Annotated in this window: 16 protein-coding genes; 5 read left to right on the forward strand and 11 right to left on the reverse strand. The window is 66.1% G+C overall.

Going from position 1 to position 17934, the window contains the following annotated elements; genetic code table 11:
• Positions 1-137 precede the first annotated feature (137 nt).
• The 3 genes from AC3WLD_RS12100 to AC3WLD_RS12110 form a co-directional block, all read right to left on the reverse strand.
• Complete coding sequence (locus AC3WLD_RS12100; protein WP_492557212.1) at positions 138-2852, reverse strand: TonB-dependent receptor; 2715 nt, start codon at positions 2850-2852, stop codon at positions 138-140.
• 77 nt (positions 2853-2929) lie between these two features.
• On the reverse strand, positions 2930-3601 hold the full coding sequence (locus AC3WLD_RS12105; protein WP_492557213.1) for a TetR/AcrR family transcriptional regulator: 672 nt from the start codon (positions 3599-3601) through the stop codon (positions 2930-2932).
• 85 nt (positions 3602-3686) lie between these two features.
• The gene (locus AC3WLD_RS12110) at positions 3687-5060 is read right to left on the reverse strand and encodes a class II 3-deoxy-7-phosphoheptulonate synthase (protein WP_492557214.1); all 1374 of its coding nucleotides are present in this window, start codon (positions 5058-5060) and stop codon (positions 3687-3689) included.
• Between the two features lie 144 nt (positions 5061-5204).
• On the opposite strand from AC3WLD_RS12110, the gene AC3WLD_RS12115 reads away from it, so the two are divergent.
• The gene (locus AC3WLD_RS12115) at positions 5205-6035 is read left to right on the forward strand and encodes a hypothetical protein (RefSeq protein ID WP_492557215.1); all 831 of its coding nucleotides are present in this window, start codon (positions 5205-5207) and stop codon (positions 6033-6035) included.
• Positions 6036-6055: 20 nt separating this feature from the next.
• Here AC3WLD_RS12115 and AC3WLD_RS12120 read toward each other — a convergent pair whose 3' ends face one another.
• From AC3WLD_RS12120 to AC3WLD_RS12140, 5 genes are all read right to left on the reverse strand, one after another.
• Positions 6056-7135 (reverse strand): phosphotransferase family protein, encoded by a 1080-nt coding sequence (locus tag AC3WLD_RS12120; protein WP_492557216.1) that lies wholly within the window; start codon positions 7133-7135, stop codon positions 6056-6058.
• Positions 7132-8223: a Zn-dependent alcohol dehydrogenase gene (locus tag AC3WLD_RS12125; RefSeq protein WP_492557217.1), complete on the reverse strand. Its 1092-nt coding sequence runs from the start codon at positions 8221-8223 to the stop codon at positions 7132-7134. The genes AC3WLD_RS12120 and AC3WLD_RS12125 overlap by 4 nt, the downstream gene beginning before the upstream one ends.
• A 74-nt stretch (positions 8224-8297) precedes the next feature.
• Positions 8298-9587: an acyl-CoA dehydrogenase family protein gene (locus AC3WLD_RS12130; RefSeq protein ID WP_492557218.1), complete on the reverse strand. Its 1290-nt coding sequence runs from the start codon at positions 9585-9587 to the stop codon at positions 8298-8300.
• Positions 9588-9678: 91 nt separating this feature from the next.
• Complete coding sequence (locus AC3WLD_RS12135) at positions 9679-11112, reverse strand: MFS transporter (protein WP_492557219.1); 1434 nt, start codon at positions 11110-11112, stop codon at positions 9679-9681.
• Complete coding sequence (locus AC3WLD_RS12140; protein WP_492557220.1) at positions 11109-11963, reverse strand: SDR family NAD(P)-dependent oxidoreductase; 855 nt, start codon at positions 11961-11963, stop codon at positions 11109-11111. The genes AC3WLD_RS12135 and AC3WLD_RS12140 overlap by 4 nt, the downstream gene beginning before the upstream one ends.
• A 176-nt stretch (positions 11964-12139) precedes the next feature.
• Between AC3WLD_RS12140 and AC3WLD_RS12145 the strand changes: the two genes are divergently transcribed.
• The 4 genes from AC3WLD_RS12145 (at position 12140) to AC3WLD_RS12160 (ending at position 16292) form a co-directional block, all read left to right on the forward strand.
• Positions 12140-13300, forward strand: coding sequence for an acyl-CoA dehydrogenase family protein (locus tag AC3WLD_RS12145; RefSeq protein WP_492557221.1), 1161 nt, complete (start codon positions 12140-12142; stop codon positions 13298-13300).
• Between the two features lie 105 nt (positions 13301-13405).
• The gene (locus AC3WLD_RS12150) at positions 13406-14545 is read left to right on the forward strand and encodes an acyl-CoA dehydrogenase family protein (RefSeq protein ID WP_492557222.1); all 1140 of its coding nucleotides are present in this window, start codon (positions 13406-13408) and stop codon (positions 14543-14545) included.
• 42 nt (positions 14546-14587) lie between these two features.
• Positions 14588-15394 (forward strand): SDR family oxidoreductase, encoded by an 807-nt coding sequence (locus AC3WLD_RS12155; RefSeq protein ID WP_492557223.1) that lies wholly within the window; start codon positions 14588-14590, stop codon positions 15392-15394.
• A gap of 4 nt (positions 15395-15398) precedes the next feature.
• Positions 15399-16292: an SMP-30/gluconolactonase/LRE family protein gene (locus AC3WLD_RS12160; protein WP_492557224.1), complete on the forward strand. Its 894-nt coding sequence runs from the start codon at positions 15399-15401 to the stop codon at positions 16290-16292.
• On the opposite strand, the gene gmk is transcribed toward AC3WLD_RS12160, so the two are convergent.
• From gmk to AC3WLD_RS12175, 3 genes are read right to left on the reverse strand one after another with little or no spacing between them, the layout of a single operon-like run.
• Entirely contained in the window at positions 16289-16948 is a 660-nt protein-coding gene (gene gmk, locus AC3WLD_RS12165) for a guanylate kinase (RefSeq protein ID WP_492557225.1), read from the reverse strand. The two genes, AC3WLD_RS12160 and gmk, sit on opposite strands and share 4 nt — an antisense overlap.
• Before the next feature lie 42 nt (positions 16949-16990).
• Positions 16991-17392, reverse strand: a complete 402-nt coding sequence (locus AC3WLD_RS12170) for a hypothetical protein (protein ID WP_492557226.1) — start codon at positions 17390-17392, stop codon at positions 16991-16993.
• Positions 17393-17421: 29 nt separating this feature from the next.
• The gene (locus AC3WLD_RS12175; protein ID WP_492557227.1) at positions 17422-17919 is read right to left on the reverse strand and encodes an SspB family protein; all 498 of its coding nucleotides are present in this window, start codon (positions 17917-17919) and stop codon (positions 17422-17424) included.
• Positions 17920-17934 lie beyond the last annotated feature (15 nt).

Raw genomic sequence — 17934 nt, forward strand, 5'->3', positions numbered from 1 at the left:
GGGCTTGAATCGGGACCCCAGTCAATCTCGCGCCCAGCTTCGCAGCGGTCCCGGATCAGGTCCGGGACGACGTGAAAATGAAAAGGCCCCCGTCCCGCGAGGGAGGGGGGCCTTTCCTTTGACCATCGCGTTGTAGATCAGAACTTGCCGCGCAGGGTCACGCCGTAGGTCCGCGGCTCCGCGAGGAACTGCGAGAAGATCTGGCGACCGCCCGGGTAGTTGCCCGCGTCGTTGAACGGCGCGGCGGTGGTGCCGGCCTGGAACGGCGTGTTGAACGCGACCTGGGCATAGTCCTCGTTGAAGAGGTTCTGCGCCCACGCCTCGATCGACCAGTTCTCGTCCGGGCCGCGGATGCCGACGCGGGCATTGACGATGGCATAGCCGTCCTGGAGCTTCTGCGGGAACAGGTCGGAGCCGGTGTTGTAGTCGCCGCTCAGGCGGGTATCGACATAGAACAGCGCCGAAAGACCCGAGCTGCCGATGTCCGGGGTCCACGCCGCCGAGGCGGTGACCACGTATTCGGGCGCGTTCGACAGGTTCTTGCCGGGCAGCAGGCGCAGCGCCGGATCGAGCGGGGCGCCGCGGTCGTTGCCGACCAGGTTGTTGCGGTACTTGGTCTTGGCGTAGGTCAGGCCCGCAGTGACGCGGAAGTTCTGTGCCGGGACCAGCGCGGTTTCGAGCTCGAACCCTTCGGTCTTCACGCCGTAGCCGACGCTGTCCGCCGCGCAGGCACCCGTCGCGCCGCTGAGGTCGCGATCCGCGCCGGCGAGGTTGGTGGTGCAGCCGTTGACGTTCTGCACCAGGAAGACCGTGCCGTTGAAGGTGTTCAGCTGGAAGCTGCTGAACTCGGACCGGAAAAAGGCGACGCTCGCGCTGAACGGACCGGTTGCGTACTTGGCGCCCAGCTCATAGCTGTTCACCAGCTCCGGATCGAAGCGCAGGTTGCGGACCAGCGCCTGGGCCCCACCGACGCTGGCGAAGGTTGCGATCGGCGACTTGAGCGCCGAACGATCGAGGTTGAAGCCGCCCGCCTTGTAGCCACGCGAATACGAGGCGTAGGTCAGCAGGTCCGGGGTGACCTTGTACGAAAGGATCGCAGTGCCGGTCCATTCGTCCTCGCCGCGGCTGTCGTTGATCGACACGCCATTGAGCTCGGCCGTGGAGTTGCCCTGGCAGGCAAGCCCGATCAGGCCGCCCGAGACCGCCGCCAGCGAGGCGTTGGTGAGGAACCCGCCGACCAGCCCCTGCACGGTGGTGCAGCCGGTGTTGTCGTTGGTGAACTGGGCGGAGAAGTCCTTCTGGTCGTGCGTGTAGCGCAGGCCCAGGGTCAGATCGAGCGCATCGGTGATGTGGACGATGTTATGCGTGAAGAAGGCGTAGTTTTCGTCCTTCTGGAAGTAGCGGTCGTTGATCGTGCCCTTGTCGCGGATCCCGTCGAGCGCGTCGATCGCGGCATAGATCGCCGGAGAGGCCGCGCCGAACGCGGCGGGACGCGCGGCAAGGCAGCCCGCCGAATTCGGCGAATAGAGCCCGGCAAGGCCACCGCCCGAAACCAGGCGGCAGGTCGCGAACCGGCCGTACTGGTTGCCGAAGCGCAGGTTGTCGCGCACCGTCAGCTTCTCATTGGCGTAATAGCCGCCGACCAGCCAGTCGAGCTTGCCGTCGAACGCTTCGCCCTGCAGGCGCAGTTCCTGGGTGAAGGTATGGAACTGGCGGTACAGGTCGTCGCTCGGCGCGCGGTAGAGAATATCGACGGCGCTGTAGTCGACGTCGCCGGCCTGGCCTGAACGGTATTCGCGGTAAGCGGTGATCGAGGTCAGCGTCGCGCCACCGAGGTCCCAGTTGATCTCGCCCGAGAAACCGTAGTCCTTGGTCTCGCCGGCGAAGCTGCGGCCGGGCGACACATAGATGGTGCGATCATAGCCGGCATTGAACCCGGCCAGCGGCTGGCCGAGGTCGCGCAGGACGTTGATGATGTTGTTGCCGTTGGCCTGCAGCGGGGTGAGCGGGCTGGACGGATCGTTGAGGTTGCCGATGTACTGATTGACCGTCCGGTCGACATAAACCGCACCGCAGCACTTTTCATCGCGGAAGGTGTAGTCCGCGATCAGGCGCACGCTCAGCGCATCAGTCGGCTCGAACAGAAGCTGGCCGCGCAGGAAGTAGCGGTCGCGGTTGTTGACGTCGGTGTTGTTGGTGTTGTCGCGAAGGAAGCCGTCACGCTTGACGTAGACGCCGTCGAGGCGGGCGGCGATCGTTTCGGTCAGCGGGCCGGTGATGCTGCCCGAAAGGCGGATGAAGTCATAGTTGCCATAGGTCGCCTCGGCGGTCCCGCCGAAGCTGAACGAAGGCTTCTTCGAATAGATGCTGATGAGGCCGGCCGACGAGTTGCGCCCGCCGAGCGTGCCCTGGGGGCCGCGCTGGACTTCGATGCGGTCGAGCTCGCCGAGTTCGTTGAGGCCGATGCCCGAACGCGAGCGATACACGCCGTCGATGAACACTGGCACCGAGCTTTCGAGACCGGGGTTGTCGCCGACCGTGCCGATGCCGCGGATACGGGCCGAGCCGTTGGCTTCGGAGCCGGTCGAGGAAACCAGCAGTGACGGGGCCACCTGGTTGAGCTGGCGAATGTCGTTGGCGCCCGAGTTCTTGAGCGTCTCGGCGTTCACTGCGGAGATCGCGACCGGCACGTCGGCCAGCGCCTGGGCGCGGCCTTGCGCGGTGACGACGATTTGCGGGCCCGAGGGCGCTTCCTCTTCCGATTGCGCATCCTGTGCGAAGGACGGCGCAGCAAGCGCGGCCGCGGCGAGGACGGCGAACGAGGTGGCGATGCGGAGATGCGACTTGGTCATAGGCCCCTTTTCCCAAATTCCGTTCCGCTTCCTGCGAAATCGGTTGCAGGTGAGACTGCCCAAGGGGCGCAGAACCGTCAACTCTGCCTGTTTTGTTTTTTCCCGGAGCGTTGCATTGGAACAACAGGGGGGCGCAGCGGTCGATCGAGGTCGAGGCGCACGGATTCATCGAAGGTCGGATCGGCCAGACGGCGCATCGCCGCCTGCTTGTACCAGACGAGCAACTCGTACGCGTCGTCCATATGCTGGTCGCCGCCGCCATAATGCTGCTCGACCATCAGCCCGCGCATCGCCGCGATGTGCAGCTTGGCCATCGCGCGGACCATCCGCGCGTTGGAGTATCCGATATCCTCGGCCACTTCGGCGGGCCCGTCGTACAGGCGCGACGCCGCCTCGCGCATGACCTGGGCGAACGGTTCGCGAAGTTCCTCGTCCGCGCGCGAGCCAAGCATCAGCTCGGTCAGGGCCACCGATTCCGGGCGCTGCATGGTCGCCCACATCGCGTCGGTGATCGAAAAGAAGCGGTCTGTTCCTCGCGGCACGTCCTTCAGCCGCTGCCGGCGGAAGCGCTCCTGTTCCTCGCAGATGTGGCGCGCCGTCGCGAGCAGGAGTTCGGCACGCGTCGGGAAGTGATGCAGCAGCGCCCCGCGGCTGACCTTGGCCCGGCGCACGACCTCGGACGTGCTCGCCCCGGCATAGCCCAGCTCGGTCAGGGCGGCGATCGTCGCCTCGATCAGGCGCAGCCGCATGGCTGCACCCTTCACGCCCTTCCGCGTCGCTTCCCGGACCTCGCTCATCCTCGCAGGATAAGTCCGATCCGGGCGCGATGTCCAGTCAGGCCGCCTCGGCCCGCGCGGCGGCGCGCTCGAGGTTGATGTGCTCGGCCAGCAGGAACGCCAGTTCGATCGACTGCGCCGCGTTAAGGCGGGGGTCGCAGTGGGTGTCGTAGCGGTCGGCCAGACCTTCGGTGGTGATGGCGATTGCCCCGCCGACGCACTCGGTCACGTCCTTGCCGGTCATCTCGATATGGATGCCCCCGGCATGGGTGCCTTCCGCACGGTGGACGGCGAAGAAGCCCTTCACTTCGTTCAGGATGCGGTCGAACGGGCGGGTCTTGTAGCCGTTGTTCGCCTTGATCACGTTGCCGTGCATCGGATCGCAGCTCCACACGACCGGATGGCCCTCGCGCTTGACCGCGCGGACCAGCGGGGCGAGCCCGGCTTCGACCTTGTCGTCGCCGAAGCGGCTGATCAGCGTCATCCGGCCCGGCTCGCGCGCGGGGTTGAGCGTGTCGAGCATCGACAGCAGCGCATCGGGCGTCAGGCTCGGCCCGCACTTCATGCCGATGGGATTGCCGACGCCGCGCAGGAACTCGACATGGGCCGATCCCTCGAAACGCGTGCGGTCGCCAATCCACAGCATGTGCGCGCTGGTGTCGTACCAGTCGCCGGTCAGCGAATCCTGCCGGGTCATCGCTTCCTCGTAGGCGAGGTGGAGCGCTTCGTGGCTGGTGTAGAAGCTGGTGCCCTGAAGCTGCGGTACGGTCTTGGGATCGACCCCGCAGGCCGCCATGAAGTCGAGCGCCTCGCCGATCTTGTCGGCCATTTCTGCGAACTTCGCGGCCCAAGGGCTCTTGCCGATGTGGTCGAGGGTCCACTGGTGGACCTGGCGCAGGTTGGCATAGCCGCCGGTAGAGAACGCGCGCAGCAGGTTGAGCGTCGCTGCCGACTGGCTGTAGCCCTGGAGCAGGCGCTGCGGATCGGGAATCCGCGCCTCGGCCGTGAACTCGATCCCGTTGATGTTGTCGCCGAGGTAGCTGGGCAGCTCGACCCCGTCCTGCACTTCGACCGGCGACGAGCGCGGCTTTGCGAACTGGCCGGCCATGCGACCCACTTTCACCACCGGCTCCTTGCTGGCGAAGGTCAGCACCACCGCCATCTGGAGCAGCACCCGGAAGGTGTCGCGGATGTTGTTGGGGTGGAACTCGGCAAAGCTCTCGGCGCAGTCGCCGCCCTGGAGCAGGAAAGCCTTGCCGGCTGCGACGCCCGCCAGCTCGTCCTTCAGCGCGCGGGCTTCGCCGGCGAACACGAGCGGCGGAAAGCTCCGCAGGGTCTTCTCGACCTCAGCCAGCTTGGCGGCGTCGGGATAGGTCGGCAGATGCCGTCCTTCATACCCGCGCCAGGATTCCGCAGTCCAGTTCACAGCCACTTCGCCTTCCTTTCAAGAGGCGCGCCCATACGCCCGATGCGGGGGAATTGCAAAGGTAGCCACCGGGCCGGAATGTGCGCTTGCAACATGACGAGCGCGCTTTAGGTTCGCTGGAGGATCGTTTGGGGGCCTCGGGGGGATAGAATGTTGCTCTTTGCCTTGCTGCTGTCGCTTGCCCAGGATGCGGGCTGCGAAGATCCTGCGGCTTGTGCGCCGGCCATCGGGTATGAGGAATCGCAGGCCGCGCCGTTGTTCGAGCAGGAGGTGCTTCCCCTGCTGGAACGTGCAGTCGCGGCCTCGAGCGGATCGGGCGACGATGGCGGCAGTGCCGATCTTTACCAGTCACTCGGCGAAACGCGCCGGGGCGAACTGCGCTGCGCCACGCTGGCGCTTTTCGCGACCGAGGCCCTCAAGGGGCAGGACCTTTCGCGATCCCTTGGCGTGACCTCAGAGGGGGCAGGCGTACTCGCAGGCCGTTTTGCCGAGGCCATGGCTGATGAAACAGGCAAAAACTCCGACGAGATTCTCGGCTTATTTTCCGCCGATCTTTATGCGCTGGCCGAACAGGTCCGGCCAGCGGCCGACCCGGAAGCCGCCGTCGCAGAAGCTCTGGGCAAGTGCCGTCCCCTTTATGATACGATCGTCCTGATTGACGGGCCCGATGGCTACGTCACCGGCTTGATGCAGCCGGTGATTCTCGTCGATCCCGCCTTGCCGAACCCGGTCGCCTGTTATGCCCTCCTCTCCGCCTTTGCATCGCAGCCGATGCTGAAAAGCGATGATCGGAAGATGTTCGAACGCGCGGCCGACCAAGTCCGCAAAGCATGGCTCGCCGATCCCGCAGCTGGCGACAGCGCCAGCGAAGAACTCGCGACTGCCGCCGCGAACTTCGATGGTCCCGCCTTCAGCGCGCTTCCCGAATTGAAGGCGGAAGACAGGATTCTGTTTTGCCTGAGACTCGGCGGGATCCAGTAGGCTGGCCCCGCCCTTAGAGGTTACGCCCCCGCCTTCTCAGCAAAGCTCCACGCCGTCTCGGCCAGCGGCAGCACGCGTTCCGACATGGCCTTGGCCTGCGCGTTGGAGGCGGTGCCGTCGATCACGCGCTTCTTGATGCCCTGCATGATCCCGGCGAGGCGGAAGAAGTTGTAGGCGAAGTACCAGTTCATGTCCGGCACGCTGCTCCGCCCGGTCGCGGCGGAGTAGCGTTCGACCATCTCTGCGAGCTCGGGAATGCCGAGTGCCTTGCGGTCGATGTCCTGCACGCCTGAGCGGCCGCCGTTGTCGGTCACCCACGCCATAGCGACATAGGTAAAGTCGGCGAGCGGGTCGCCGAGCGTCGAAAGCTCCCAGTCGAGTACCGCTAGCACCTCGGGGCGGTCCTTGGCCCAGATCATGTTGTCGATACGGTAGTCCCCGTGGACCACCGAGGTGCGGTCCTGTTCGGGAAGGGTCTGCGGCAGGTACTCGATCAGCCGCTCCATCTCTTCCATCCGCTCGGTCTCGGCGAGGCGGTACTGCTTGGTCCAGCGGTCGACCTGGCGGCCGAAGTAGTTGCCTGGCTTGCCGAAGTCGGAGAGGCCTGCCGCGTCAACGTCGACCTTGTGCAGCGCAGCCAAGGTGTCGATCATGGCATCGTAGGTGGCGCGACGGTACTCGGGCGTGGAACCGGGCATCGCGCCGTCCCAGATGGTCTTCCCGTCGACCATGCCCATCACGTAGAACCACGAGCCGATGACGCTGTCGTCGGTGCAGAGCCCGTACTGCGGGGCCACCGGGAAGCCGGTCTTCGACAGGCCGGCCTGTACCTTGTATTCGCGGTCGACCGCGTGGGCGGATGGCAGCAGGGGCCCGAACGGCTTGCGCCGCAGGACGTAGTTTCCGCTGGCGGCCTCGATCTTGTAGGTCGGGTTGGACTGCCCGCCCTTGAACTTCGTGACCGTCATGGGGCCCTGGAAGCCGGCCACGTTGGCCTGCATCCACGCCGCCAGCGCGGCGTCGTCGAGCTTGTCCGCGCCTTCCGGCGCAACCGTTCCGACGAAGGCTTCCTCGGCGTTCAGCGGGGTCGTGCTGCTCATTGGTCGAACACGATCACCGAACGGGCGGAATGGCCCTGTTTCATTTTCTCGAACCCCTCGTTGACCCCGGAAAGCGGGATCCGTTCGGCGATGATCGTGTCGAGGTCAAGCATCCCGCGCATGTAGAAGTCGACCAATCGGGGAAGATCGACCGGAAAACGGTTGTTGCCCATTATCGCGCCCTGGAGCTTCTTGCCGGACAGAAGGTCCATCGCGCCGAGGCCGACCTTTTCGCTGAGCGGCATCATGCCGAGGATCGTGGCGGTGCCGCCGCGGCGCAGCGCGCCGACTGCGAATTGGGCCGACGCCGGACGACCGACCGCCTCGATCGCGTGGTCAACGCCGCCCTTGGTCAGCTCGAGAAGCTGCTTAGCGGCATCGGGATCGGTCGGGTCGAGCACGTCGGTCGCGCCGAGCTTCCTGGCCAGTTCGCGCTTCTCCGGCATGGGATCGGCGGCAATGATCCGGCCAGCACCGGCGATCCTGGCGGCATTGACGGTGGCGAGGCCTACACCGCCGCAGCCGACGACGGCGACCTGCTCGCCGGGTGTCACCTTGCAGGCGTTGAAGATCGCGCCGGCACCGGTTGTCACCGCGCAGCCAATTACCGCGGCCCGGTCGAGAGGCATCTCCGGGTTGATCGCGACGCAGGCATGTTCGTGGACCAGCATCATTTCGGCAAAGGCCGAGAGGTTGAGCATCTGATTGACCACGCTGCCGTCGCTGGAGCGCGTCAGGCGCGGGGCCTCGCCGGTCTTGCGCCGGGTATCCCCGCCCAGGCACAGCGCCATCCGCCCGGTCACGCAGAACTCGCAGTGCCCACAGAAGGCGGAGAGGCAGGTGACCACCGCATCGCCGACCTTGACCGTGCGGACTTCGCTGCCGACCGCCTCGACGATCCCCGCCGCTTCATGGCCCGGGACCGCGGGCAGGGCGTGAGGATATGTGCCCTCGATGAAGTGCAGGTCCGAATGGCACAGGCCGCAGGCGGCGGTGCGGATCAGGACCTCGTGCGGGCCGGGATTCGAGATCGTCAGGTCGTCGATTTCCAGCGGCTTGCCGGGTTGCTCAAGGATGGCGGCTTTCATGCGATACGGCTCCGGTGCTCGGATCTGTCGGGGACTGACCCGCGCGGCGGATGCCGCGCGGGTAAAGGGGCAGGTTAGCGTGAGACGCCGATGTCGCCCGAGCTGAACCCCGGATCGCTGACCTTGCCCGAATGACGGGCAAACTCGATCCGGGCGATGGCGCGGGCGTGGACTTCGTCCGGACCATCGGCAAGGCGCAGCGTGCGCTGGCCGGCGTACATCTTCGCAAGACCGAAGTCCTCGGACACGCCGCCACCGCCGTGGGCCTGGATCGCATCGTCGATGATCCGCAGCGCCATGTTGGGGGCCTGGACCTTGATCATCGCGATTTCGAGCGCAGCCGCCTTGTTTCCGACCTTGTCCATCATGTCCGCCGCCTTGAGGCAGAGCAGGCGCGTCATTTCGATGTCGATGCGGGCTTGGGCGATGCGCTGTTCCCACACCGAATGCTCGGAGATTGCCTTGCCGAACGCGACGCGCGACTGGAGGCGGCGGGCCATCTTGGCTATCGCCTCTTCCGCCACGCCGATCGTGCGCATGCAGTGGTGGATACGGCCCGGCCCGAGGCGGCCTTGCGCGATCTCGAACCCGCGGCCTTCGCCCAGCAATATGTTCGAGGCCGGGACGCGGACGTTGTTGAGGACGACCTCCATGTGCCCGTGCGGCGCATCGTCATAGCCGAACACAGGGAGATGCCGGATGACCTCCACGCCGGGAGTGTCGAGATCGAGCAGGACCATCGACTGCTGCTGGTGCCTCTTGGCTTCGAAGTCGGTCTTGCCCATGACGATCGCGACCTTGCAACGCGGATCGCCAAGGCCGGACGACCACCACTTGCGGCCGTTGATGACATATTCGTCGCCCTCACGGCGGATCGAGGTCTCGATATTGGTGGCGTCGGACGAGGCGACCAGCGGCTCGGTCATCAGGAAGGCGGAGCGCATCTCGCCGTTCATGATGGGCTTGAGCCAGCGTTCCTTCTGCTCGGCGGTGCCATAGCGATGGAGCACTTCCATGTTGCCGGTGTCGGGCGCGGAGCAGTTGAACACCTCGCTCGCAAACCCGATGCGGCCCATTTCCTCGGCGCAGAGTGCGTATTCTAGGTTGGTCAGGCCGGGGCCTTCAAACTCGAAGCTTTCATCGACGTGATGGTGTCCGGAATTGCGCGGCGGCATGAACAGGTTCCAGATGCCCTGCGCCTTGGCACGCGCCTTCTCTTCCTCGACGACCTGGAGCACCTTCCAGCGGTCGCCGGTGGCCTGCTCGGCCTTGTAGTCCTTTTCGCGGGGACGGACGTGATCCTCGATGAACTGGCGGACGCGGTCGCGCCAGAAGCGCTGGCGGTCGGTGAGATCGAAATCCATTTCCTGTCCTTCCCGTGGGTTTTCGCGAGTCTTGTTTGCGGGTGGTTTGGCAGACTGGCCGGTATGATGGAAGCCCGTTTTAACCGGGCGATTAAGGATGGAGCCCGGATGCGTCCGGATCGAGGCGGGCCGCTGCGGCCAAAGCGGCGAGGCGTTCTTCATGGTCCTTGCGGTCGATCGGGAAGCGGCGAAGGATCGCGGCGATCACGATCGAGAACACGATGACCAGGCCAATGTAACCCAGCGAGAGCGAATCAAGGACCGGCTCGGCCACTTCGCCAGGCTTGGACTGTTCTCCGAGTCCCGCCCAGCTCAGCAGCAGCCCGGTGACGAAGATGCCCATGCCCGTCGCGCACTTCTGGGCGAAGAGGTGGCCGGAGTAGAACGTGCCCTCGCTGCGCCTGCCGGTCTCGATCTCCGAGGCTTCGACCACGTCGGCAATCATCGAGACGATCGATACGGCCGCCGAGACCGACAACACGTTGGCGACAAAGAAGAACGCGAACACCAGCGACGTCGAGGCGGTCGAGCCGACTTCGGGCCATAGGCCCGCTCCGCGCAGCAGGAACGGTATTGCCCAGAACACCATCCCGGCGAGCGTGCAGCGCACCCCCGTCAGCCGCTTGCCCCACGCCTTGTGCAGCGGCCCGACCGCGACGAAGGTCGTCACGACGCTGGCGAACAGCAGCAGCGGGTAAAGCTGGTATGCGGTCTCCGAGAAACGCCAGACGAACAGGTAAAGATAGTTGGCGATGGAAAAGGTCACGCCTTGGCTGGTGTAGGCGAAGATCTCTGCGCTGACGACCACCAGGAATGCTGGGTGGGTGAATGCCTCGCGGATTTCGCGGAAGGCGGCTCCGATCGAAAGGGGAGTGCCTGAGTCGGCGACCGGAACGGCCACGGCCGCCCTGTGTTGCCCCGCCGCCGAGATCAGCACCGATGCCGCCATGAGGATAGCGCCGACAATTCCGAACTGGTGGTAGCCGTCGATCGACAGCATCCCGTCCTTGAGGAATACCTGGTAGGCGAGAAACAGCATGACCAGCCCGCCCAGCCATGCGTAGAGGAACCGGTAGCGCACCAACCTGCTGCGCTCGTCGTAGTCGCGGGTCAATTCGGGCACGAGCGCGATCGACGGCACCTCGCAGCACGAGACCAGCGTGCGGACGAGGATGGCCAGCAGCACCAGCTCGACAAAACTAGGCGTGTCGCCGGGGGAAGGCGACCACAGCATCGTCCATGCCAATGCGAGCGGGATGGGCGCGATGTAGAGCCACGGCAGTCGGCGTCCCCAGCGCGAGCGGGTGCGGTCTCCGAGGTGACCGATCAGCGGATCGAGAAACGCATCGAGGATCAGCGCCAGCGCGAGCGCAAGGCTGACCATCTTCGGGTCCATGCCGAGGACCTGGTTGTAGAACAGCAGCAGGAACGTCGAGAACCCGCTGTCCTTGATCCCGTATGCGATGGCGCCGAAGCCGTGAAAATTGGCCAGGCGAAAGGAAACGCGCCCCCCGGCGGCGGTCACTCGCGTCCCTCTGCGCCGCCCGCGGCCATGGCCTCGAGCGCATCGAACAGGCCGGGCGCGTTGGGATCCCAGCTGGGCCGCTCGCCGACGCGGATGCCGCCGTCGACCAGCAGGGAGGTGCCGTTGACGAACCCGGCGGCGTCACTGGCGAGGTACGCGACCGCTTCGGCGATGTCCGTGGGTTGCCCGCCGCGGGCCACCGGCTGGGCGTGCTTCGACATTTCCGCGATCACGCCGAGCGCCGCCGGCACCTTGTCCTCCGGCATCTCGACCGCCGAAGTGAAGATGTTGGTGTTGATGAAGCCCGGCTGGACCGCGTTCACGCGAATCCCGAACTGCGCGAGGTCGGCCGCGGCCAGCTTGGTCAGATGAAGCACGCCGGCCTTGGCAACGGCATAGGCGGTGGGCGAATAGCCCGAGCCTTCGGCCGCAATCGACGAGGTGTTGACGATCGCCGCGCCCGCCCGCCCTTGCATGTGCGGGACGGCGTAGCGGATCCCGAAGGCGACCGAGCGCAGCAGCAGGTCCATCGTCCGGTCCCATCCGGCGGGTTCGATCTCGAAGATCTTCGCGCGGTCACCGCCGGCGCCGGCATTGTTGAAGACGACGTCGATACCGCCGGTCTCGCTTCCCGCACGGTCCATCAGGGCCTTGATGTCCTCGCACGAGGTCACGTTGCAGCGCACCGCGACGATGCTGCCGTTGGACTGGGCGGCGACATTGCCGAGCCCGTCCATGTCGATGTCTGCGGCATAGACTTTCGCGCCCTCGGCGGCGAAAAGCAGGGCGCTGGCCTTGCCGATCCCCGAGGCGGCCCCGGTCACGACGACGGTCTTGTCCTGAAAGCGCATCGACCTCTCCAAAATCGTTGTTTGTTTTGCCGCGAACGTAAACGTGACGTCGCATCCGTCAATGCCGCACAGGTTTACGCTACGGCATGCAGGGATCGTGGCAAACCGCGGAAATCCGCGCTTGCGCGGCTGCCGCGAGTCGCTTTAACCTCTCGATTAAGAGAGGAGCGACAAACATGTCCGACCTGGAGAATTTCCGCGGCGAAATCCGTACGTGGCTCGACCAGAACTGCCCGTCAGAGATGCGCCAGCCCGTCCGCGACGAGAGCGACGTTTTCTGGGGCGGCCGCCGCGCCGTCTTCCAGAGCGAAGCCCAGCGGGTGTGGTTCGAACGTTGCGCGGAAAAGGGCTACACCGTGCCCGACTGGCCCAAGGCCTATGGCGGTGCGGGGATGTCCCCTGCCGAAGCCAAGATCTGGCGCGAGGAAATGGCCCGGATCGGGGCGAGGCCGCCGCTGTCGAGCTTCGGCATCTGGATGCTGGGGCCCGCGCTGCTCAAGTTCGGAACCGAGGAGCAGAAGGTCCACTACCTGGGCCAGATCGCCCGCGGCGAAATCCGCTGGTGCCAGGGCTATTCGGAGCCGGGTTCCGGCTCCGACCTGGTGTCCCTGCAGACCTTCGGCGAGGATCACGGCAACTACTGGCAGGTCAACGGCCAGAAGATCTGGACCTCCTACGCCGACAAGGCGGACTGGATTTTCTGCCTGGTCCGGACCGACAAGGCGAACAAGTACCAGGGCATCTCGTTCCTGCTGTTCGACATGGAGAGCGAAGGCGTCACCACCAAGCCGATCAAGCTGATCAGCGGTGCCTCGCCGTTCTGCGAGACCTTCTTCGACAACGTGAAGGTCCCCAAGGACCAGATCGTCGGCCAGCTCAATCGCGGCTGGGACGTCGCCAAGTACCTGCTCGGCCACGAGCGCGAGATGATCTCGGGCGCGGGCGGCGGGGACCGGCTGGTCACCATCGGCGCGATGCTGGCACGGCAGGGCGTAGAAGATCCGCTCCTGCGCGCCGAGTTGGCGCTGTTCGACGTCGATGCGCTCGCCTTCACGGCAATGGGCGAGAAGTTCATGGACGAGGTCAAGGTCGGGCGCGGCAACCCCGCCCAGCCGAACATGATGAAGTACGCCGGGACCGAGCTCAACAAGCGCCGCCACGAGCTGATCATGGCTGCGGGCGGCAGCCGCGCGCTCGAATGGGAGAGCGAGGAAACCCGCGGCGGCGCACCGGCCCGGACCTGGCTCAGGACCAAGGCGAATTCGATCGAGGGCGGGACCAGCGAAGTCATGCTCAACGTCGTCGCCAAGCGCATCCTGGATTTGCCGGGGGCTTAGTAAGGGCCGTCGTCCCGGGCTCGACCCGGGACCGCTGCGAGCTGGGCGCGATGCCGCCAGCGATCCCGGATCAAGTCCGGGATGACGATGCAAAGGGACAATCAGATGCCGCTTTACCACTCCGACGACCAGGCGATGCTGGCCGAATCCGTCACCGGCTTCCTTGGTGAACACGGCGCAATCAAGGCGGAACTGCGCCGCCTGCGCGACATGAATTGCCAGGACGGCTTCGGCCACGACCTGTGGAAGCGGTTCGCCGAGATGGGCCTGACCGGGATGCTGGCCAGCGAAAACGACGGCGGGCTCGGAATGGGCCACGTCGAGGCGGGGATCGTGCTGGCCGAGATCGGCCGCAACCTCACGCCGTCGCCGTTCCTGACGACCTCGGTCATGGGCGTGACCGCGCTGTCTGCCGGATCGGATGAGCTCAAGAGCCGCTGGCTTCCCGCGATCATCGCGGGCGAGGCAGTGCTCGGCATCGCGATCGACGAAGGGCCGAAGCACCGGCCGGAGCGGATCGCCTGCAGGGCAGAGAAGGCCGGCAACGGCTTCCGCCTGTCGGGCAAGAAGGATTTTGTGATCCATGGCGCATCGGCCGATGCGCTGATCGTCGCGGCGCGGACCTCGGGCAGTGATGACGATGCCGACGGCGTGACCCTGTTCGCGGTGCCGAAGGATGCGGCGGGCGTCAGCCACGCCAACGTCCGGCTGGTCGATTCGAGCATGGCCAGCCACGTCACGTTCGACAACGTCGAGCTCGACGGTGACTGCGTGATCGGTGAGGTCGACGGCGGCCGGGCGCTGCTTGAGAAGGTCCTCCAGGCCGGCCGCGTCGGCGCGGCGGCGGAGCAGACCGGCGTGGCCTCCGGCGCGTTCGACATCACCACGAATTACCTCAAGACTCGCAAGCAGTTCGGCAAGCTGATCGGCGAGTTCCAGGCGCTCCAGCACCGCGCCGCTCACCTCTATTCCGAGATCGAGATCGCCACCGCGACCGCGATCAAGGCGCAGCAGCTGCTCGACGCCGGGTCCGAAAAGGCCGACCTGATGGTTTCGGTCGCCAAGGCCAAGGCCGGCAAGGCCTGCCGCCTCGCGGTGCAGGAAGGCGTCCAGATGCACGGCGGCGTCGGCATGACCGACGAATTCGACATCGGCCTCTACATGAAGCGCGACCGCGCGCTGGCCGAATTCTGCGGCGACCAGTTCTATCACGCCGACCGCGTGGCGAAGCTGAGCGGGTATTGACGGTGTCCCCTCCCGCAAGCGGGAGGTCAGAAAGGAACGACGATGGATTTCAGCAAGCTGTTCAGCCTCGAAGGCCGCGTCGCGGTGGTCACCGGGGGCTCGCGCGGGATCGGCAAGATGATCGCCGAAGGCTTCATCGCCGCCGGCTGCGCCCGGGTCTACATCACCGCCCGCAAGGCTGCGGTGGTAGAGGAAACTGCGGCGGAACTGGGCGAGCGGTGCATCCCGCTCGCCGGTGACATCTCGACCATCGCGGGCTGCGAGGAGCTGGCCGCCGAACTGGCCAGACGCGAGGACAAGCTCGACATCCTCGTCAACAACGCCGGCGCGGCGTGGGGCGCGGAGTTCGACCAGTTCCCCGAGGCGGGCTGGGACAAGGTCATGGCCCTCAACGTCAAGACCCCGTTCTTCCTGACCCAGAAACTGCACAAGCTCCTGATTGCGGCGGGCTCGCTTGCGGCGCCGGCCAAGGTCATCAACATCGCCTCGATCGACGGGCTCAAGCTCAACCCGTGGGAGACCTATAGCTACCACGCGTCCAAGGCGGCGGTGATTCAGCTGACCCGGCGGATGGCGGCGCGGCTGGTGCAGGACAACATCGTCGTGACCGCGATCTGCCCAGGCGCCTTTCCGTCGGAGATGAACAAGGCTGCCGCGAAGGCCGGCGACAAGGTGGCGAAGGGCATCCCGCTGCCCCGCGTGGGCATTGCCGAGGACATGGCTGCGGGCGCGATCTACCTCGCCAGTCGCGGCGGCGATTACGTGGTCGGCTCGGCGCTGGTCATCGACGGCGGCGTGGTCAACGCCAGCTTGCCGCGCGATTTCGTCGACGCATCGGGCGAGCACTGACCCCGTGCCGCGCGAGGTCCTGACCCTCGTCGACGGCATCTATTTCGGGGAAGGGCCGCGCTGGCGGCCTGACCCGGACGGCGGTCGGCTGTGGTTCAGCGACTTCTACTCGCAATCGATCCGCTCGGTCTCGCTCGCGGGTGAGATGCGGGTCGAACTGCAACTGGACGACCGCCCCTCCGGCCTCGGTTGGATGCCCGACCGCTCGCTGCTGTTCGTGCGGATGGAAAAGCTTGCGGTGTGGCGCCGCTGGCCGGACGGGCGGCTGGCGGAGCATGCGGACCTTTCGCAATTCGCCCGCCACCTCGCGAACGACATGGTCGTCGACAAGACGGGCCGCGCCTATGTCGGCAACTTCGGGTTCGATCTCGACACCGAACTCCGCGCCCGCGGGCCGGAAAGCGTGATCGGCGACCATCCCGCCACGGCGCTCGCCATCGTCGAGCCGGACGGCGCGGTGCGAATGGGCGCGGACGGGCTGAGCTTCCCGAACGGCATGGTCATCACGCCGGACGGCTCGACGTTGATCGTGGGCGAGACGCTGGGCGGGCGGCTGACCGCTTTCGACATTGCCGCTGACGGTTCGCTATCGGGACGGCGGGTCTGGGCGGAGACCTGGCCGGCGATCCCCGACGGCATCTGTCTCGATGCCGAGGGCGCGGCGTGGATTGCTGACCCGCTGGCCCCGCGCTGTCTCCGCATCGCCGAGGGCGGGGCGGTGCTGGAGACGGTCGTAACCGGCGAGCTGAATCCGTTCGCCTGCATGCTGGGCGGGCCCGAGGGGCGGCACTTGTTCATGCTCGTCGCGCCCAGTTCAGATGCCACCGAAGCGGCAAAGGCGCCGCTGGGCAAGGTACTGGTCTGCGAGGTCGATGCGGCGCGGGCGGGCTGGCCCTAGGGCCGCGTCAACTCGCGGACGAAGCCGATCAGCCCGGTCTGCCGCGCCCGCTTCATTCGCTCGGCCGCGAGGATCTGGCGGACCTTGGCGAAGCATTCGTCGATGTCGTCGTTGACCACGACGTAGTCGTAGCCGTCCCAGTGGCTGATCTCCGCCTGGGCGCGGGCCATGCGCGCGGCGATGACCTCGGGGCTGTCGGTCCCGCGACCCACGAGCCGGCGATTCAGCTCTTCCAGGCTCGGCGGGAGCAGGAACACCCGGACCACGTCGGTCTCCGCCTTCTGGTAGAGCTGCTGGGTGCCCTGCCAGTCGATGTCGAACAGGAAGTCGCGCCCTTCCTTCAGACCTGCGCGGATCTGGGCCTTGGGCGTGCCATAGGAATGGCCGAACACGTGCGCCCATTCGTAGAAATGGCTGTCCTCGACCATCTGGTCGAAAGTCGGCTGGTCGACGAAGAAATAATCCTTCCCGTCGACCTCGCCGGGTCGCATCGGACGGGTGGTGACCGAGACCGAACAGGTCATTTCGGCGTCGTGGTCCAGCAGCATCCGCGCTATGGTGGTCTTTCCCGCGCCCGAGGGCGACGAGAGGATGAACATCAGGCCGCGACGTTCGAGCGGATCGCCGGGCGTGTGAAGCGTTGTGCCGGGGGCCATGAGCGCCACTGGCGCAATCGCGGCCCCGCCGTCAAGCCGCGGTCAGGCTTCGTCGCCTTTCTTCGCCTGCTTCTCCACCGCCGCGCGGCCTTCCTTGCGTGCTTCGTGGCCGCGCCTGCGATCATAGAGTGTCTTGGCAAGCATCCCGCCACCGACGATCAGCGCGCCCGGAACGGAACGGGTGGCCACGCGCGCGATCGCGGTGCCGATCAGCGTCTGGGCCATCGAGCGGCCCTTGATCAGCTTCTTCGCCTTGCCCTTGCCGACAGCCTTGCCCAGCACGCCGCGCTCCACGCCATGCCGCAACAGTTGCCCGCCGACCCGCAGCGCGATGTCCGCCAGCAGGACATTGGTCATGGGATTGGGGCTCAGCCCCTTGCCGGTCTCGACCACTGCGTCCTTCGCGTCGGTCACTGCGGATTTCACGGTATTGCGCTTGGCCATCGTCGCTCCATCGACCGGCCGGGCCGGCTTTATTTCTTCCGGCCGAAATCGACCGTAACGACGTTCGAACCGTCGTCGCTGCCCTCAACGTCGCCGCCCGCGCCCTGTTCCGGGGAGTCGTTGCCGGCTTCCTCGTGCGGTTCGGCTTCCTCGTCGCCCACTGCCTGGAACTGCAGGCCGAAATCGACCGCCGGATCCACGAACGCGGTGATCGCGCTGAACGGGACCACCAGAGTTGCCGGGATCTGGTTGAACGTAAGGCCGACAGAGAAGCCCTCGTCGGTGACCTTGAGGTCCCAGAACTTGTTCTGAAGAACCACGGTCATCTCGTCGGGGAAGCGTTCCTTGAGGTGCGTCGGGATCGACACGCCGGGTGCGCCGGTCTTGAAGGTGATGTAGAAATGGTGCGAACCCGGCAGGGTGCCGCCCGTCCGCTCGACCTCGCCGAGCACGCGCCCGACCACTGCGCGCAGCGCCTCCTGCACGATTTCGTCGTAGGGGATCAGGCTGTCGGGCGTATCGGTCATGGCCGCACAAGTGGC

The organism is Novosphingobium sp. FW305-C-111, assembly GCF_058783565.1.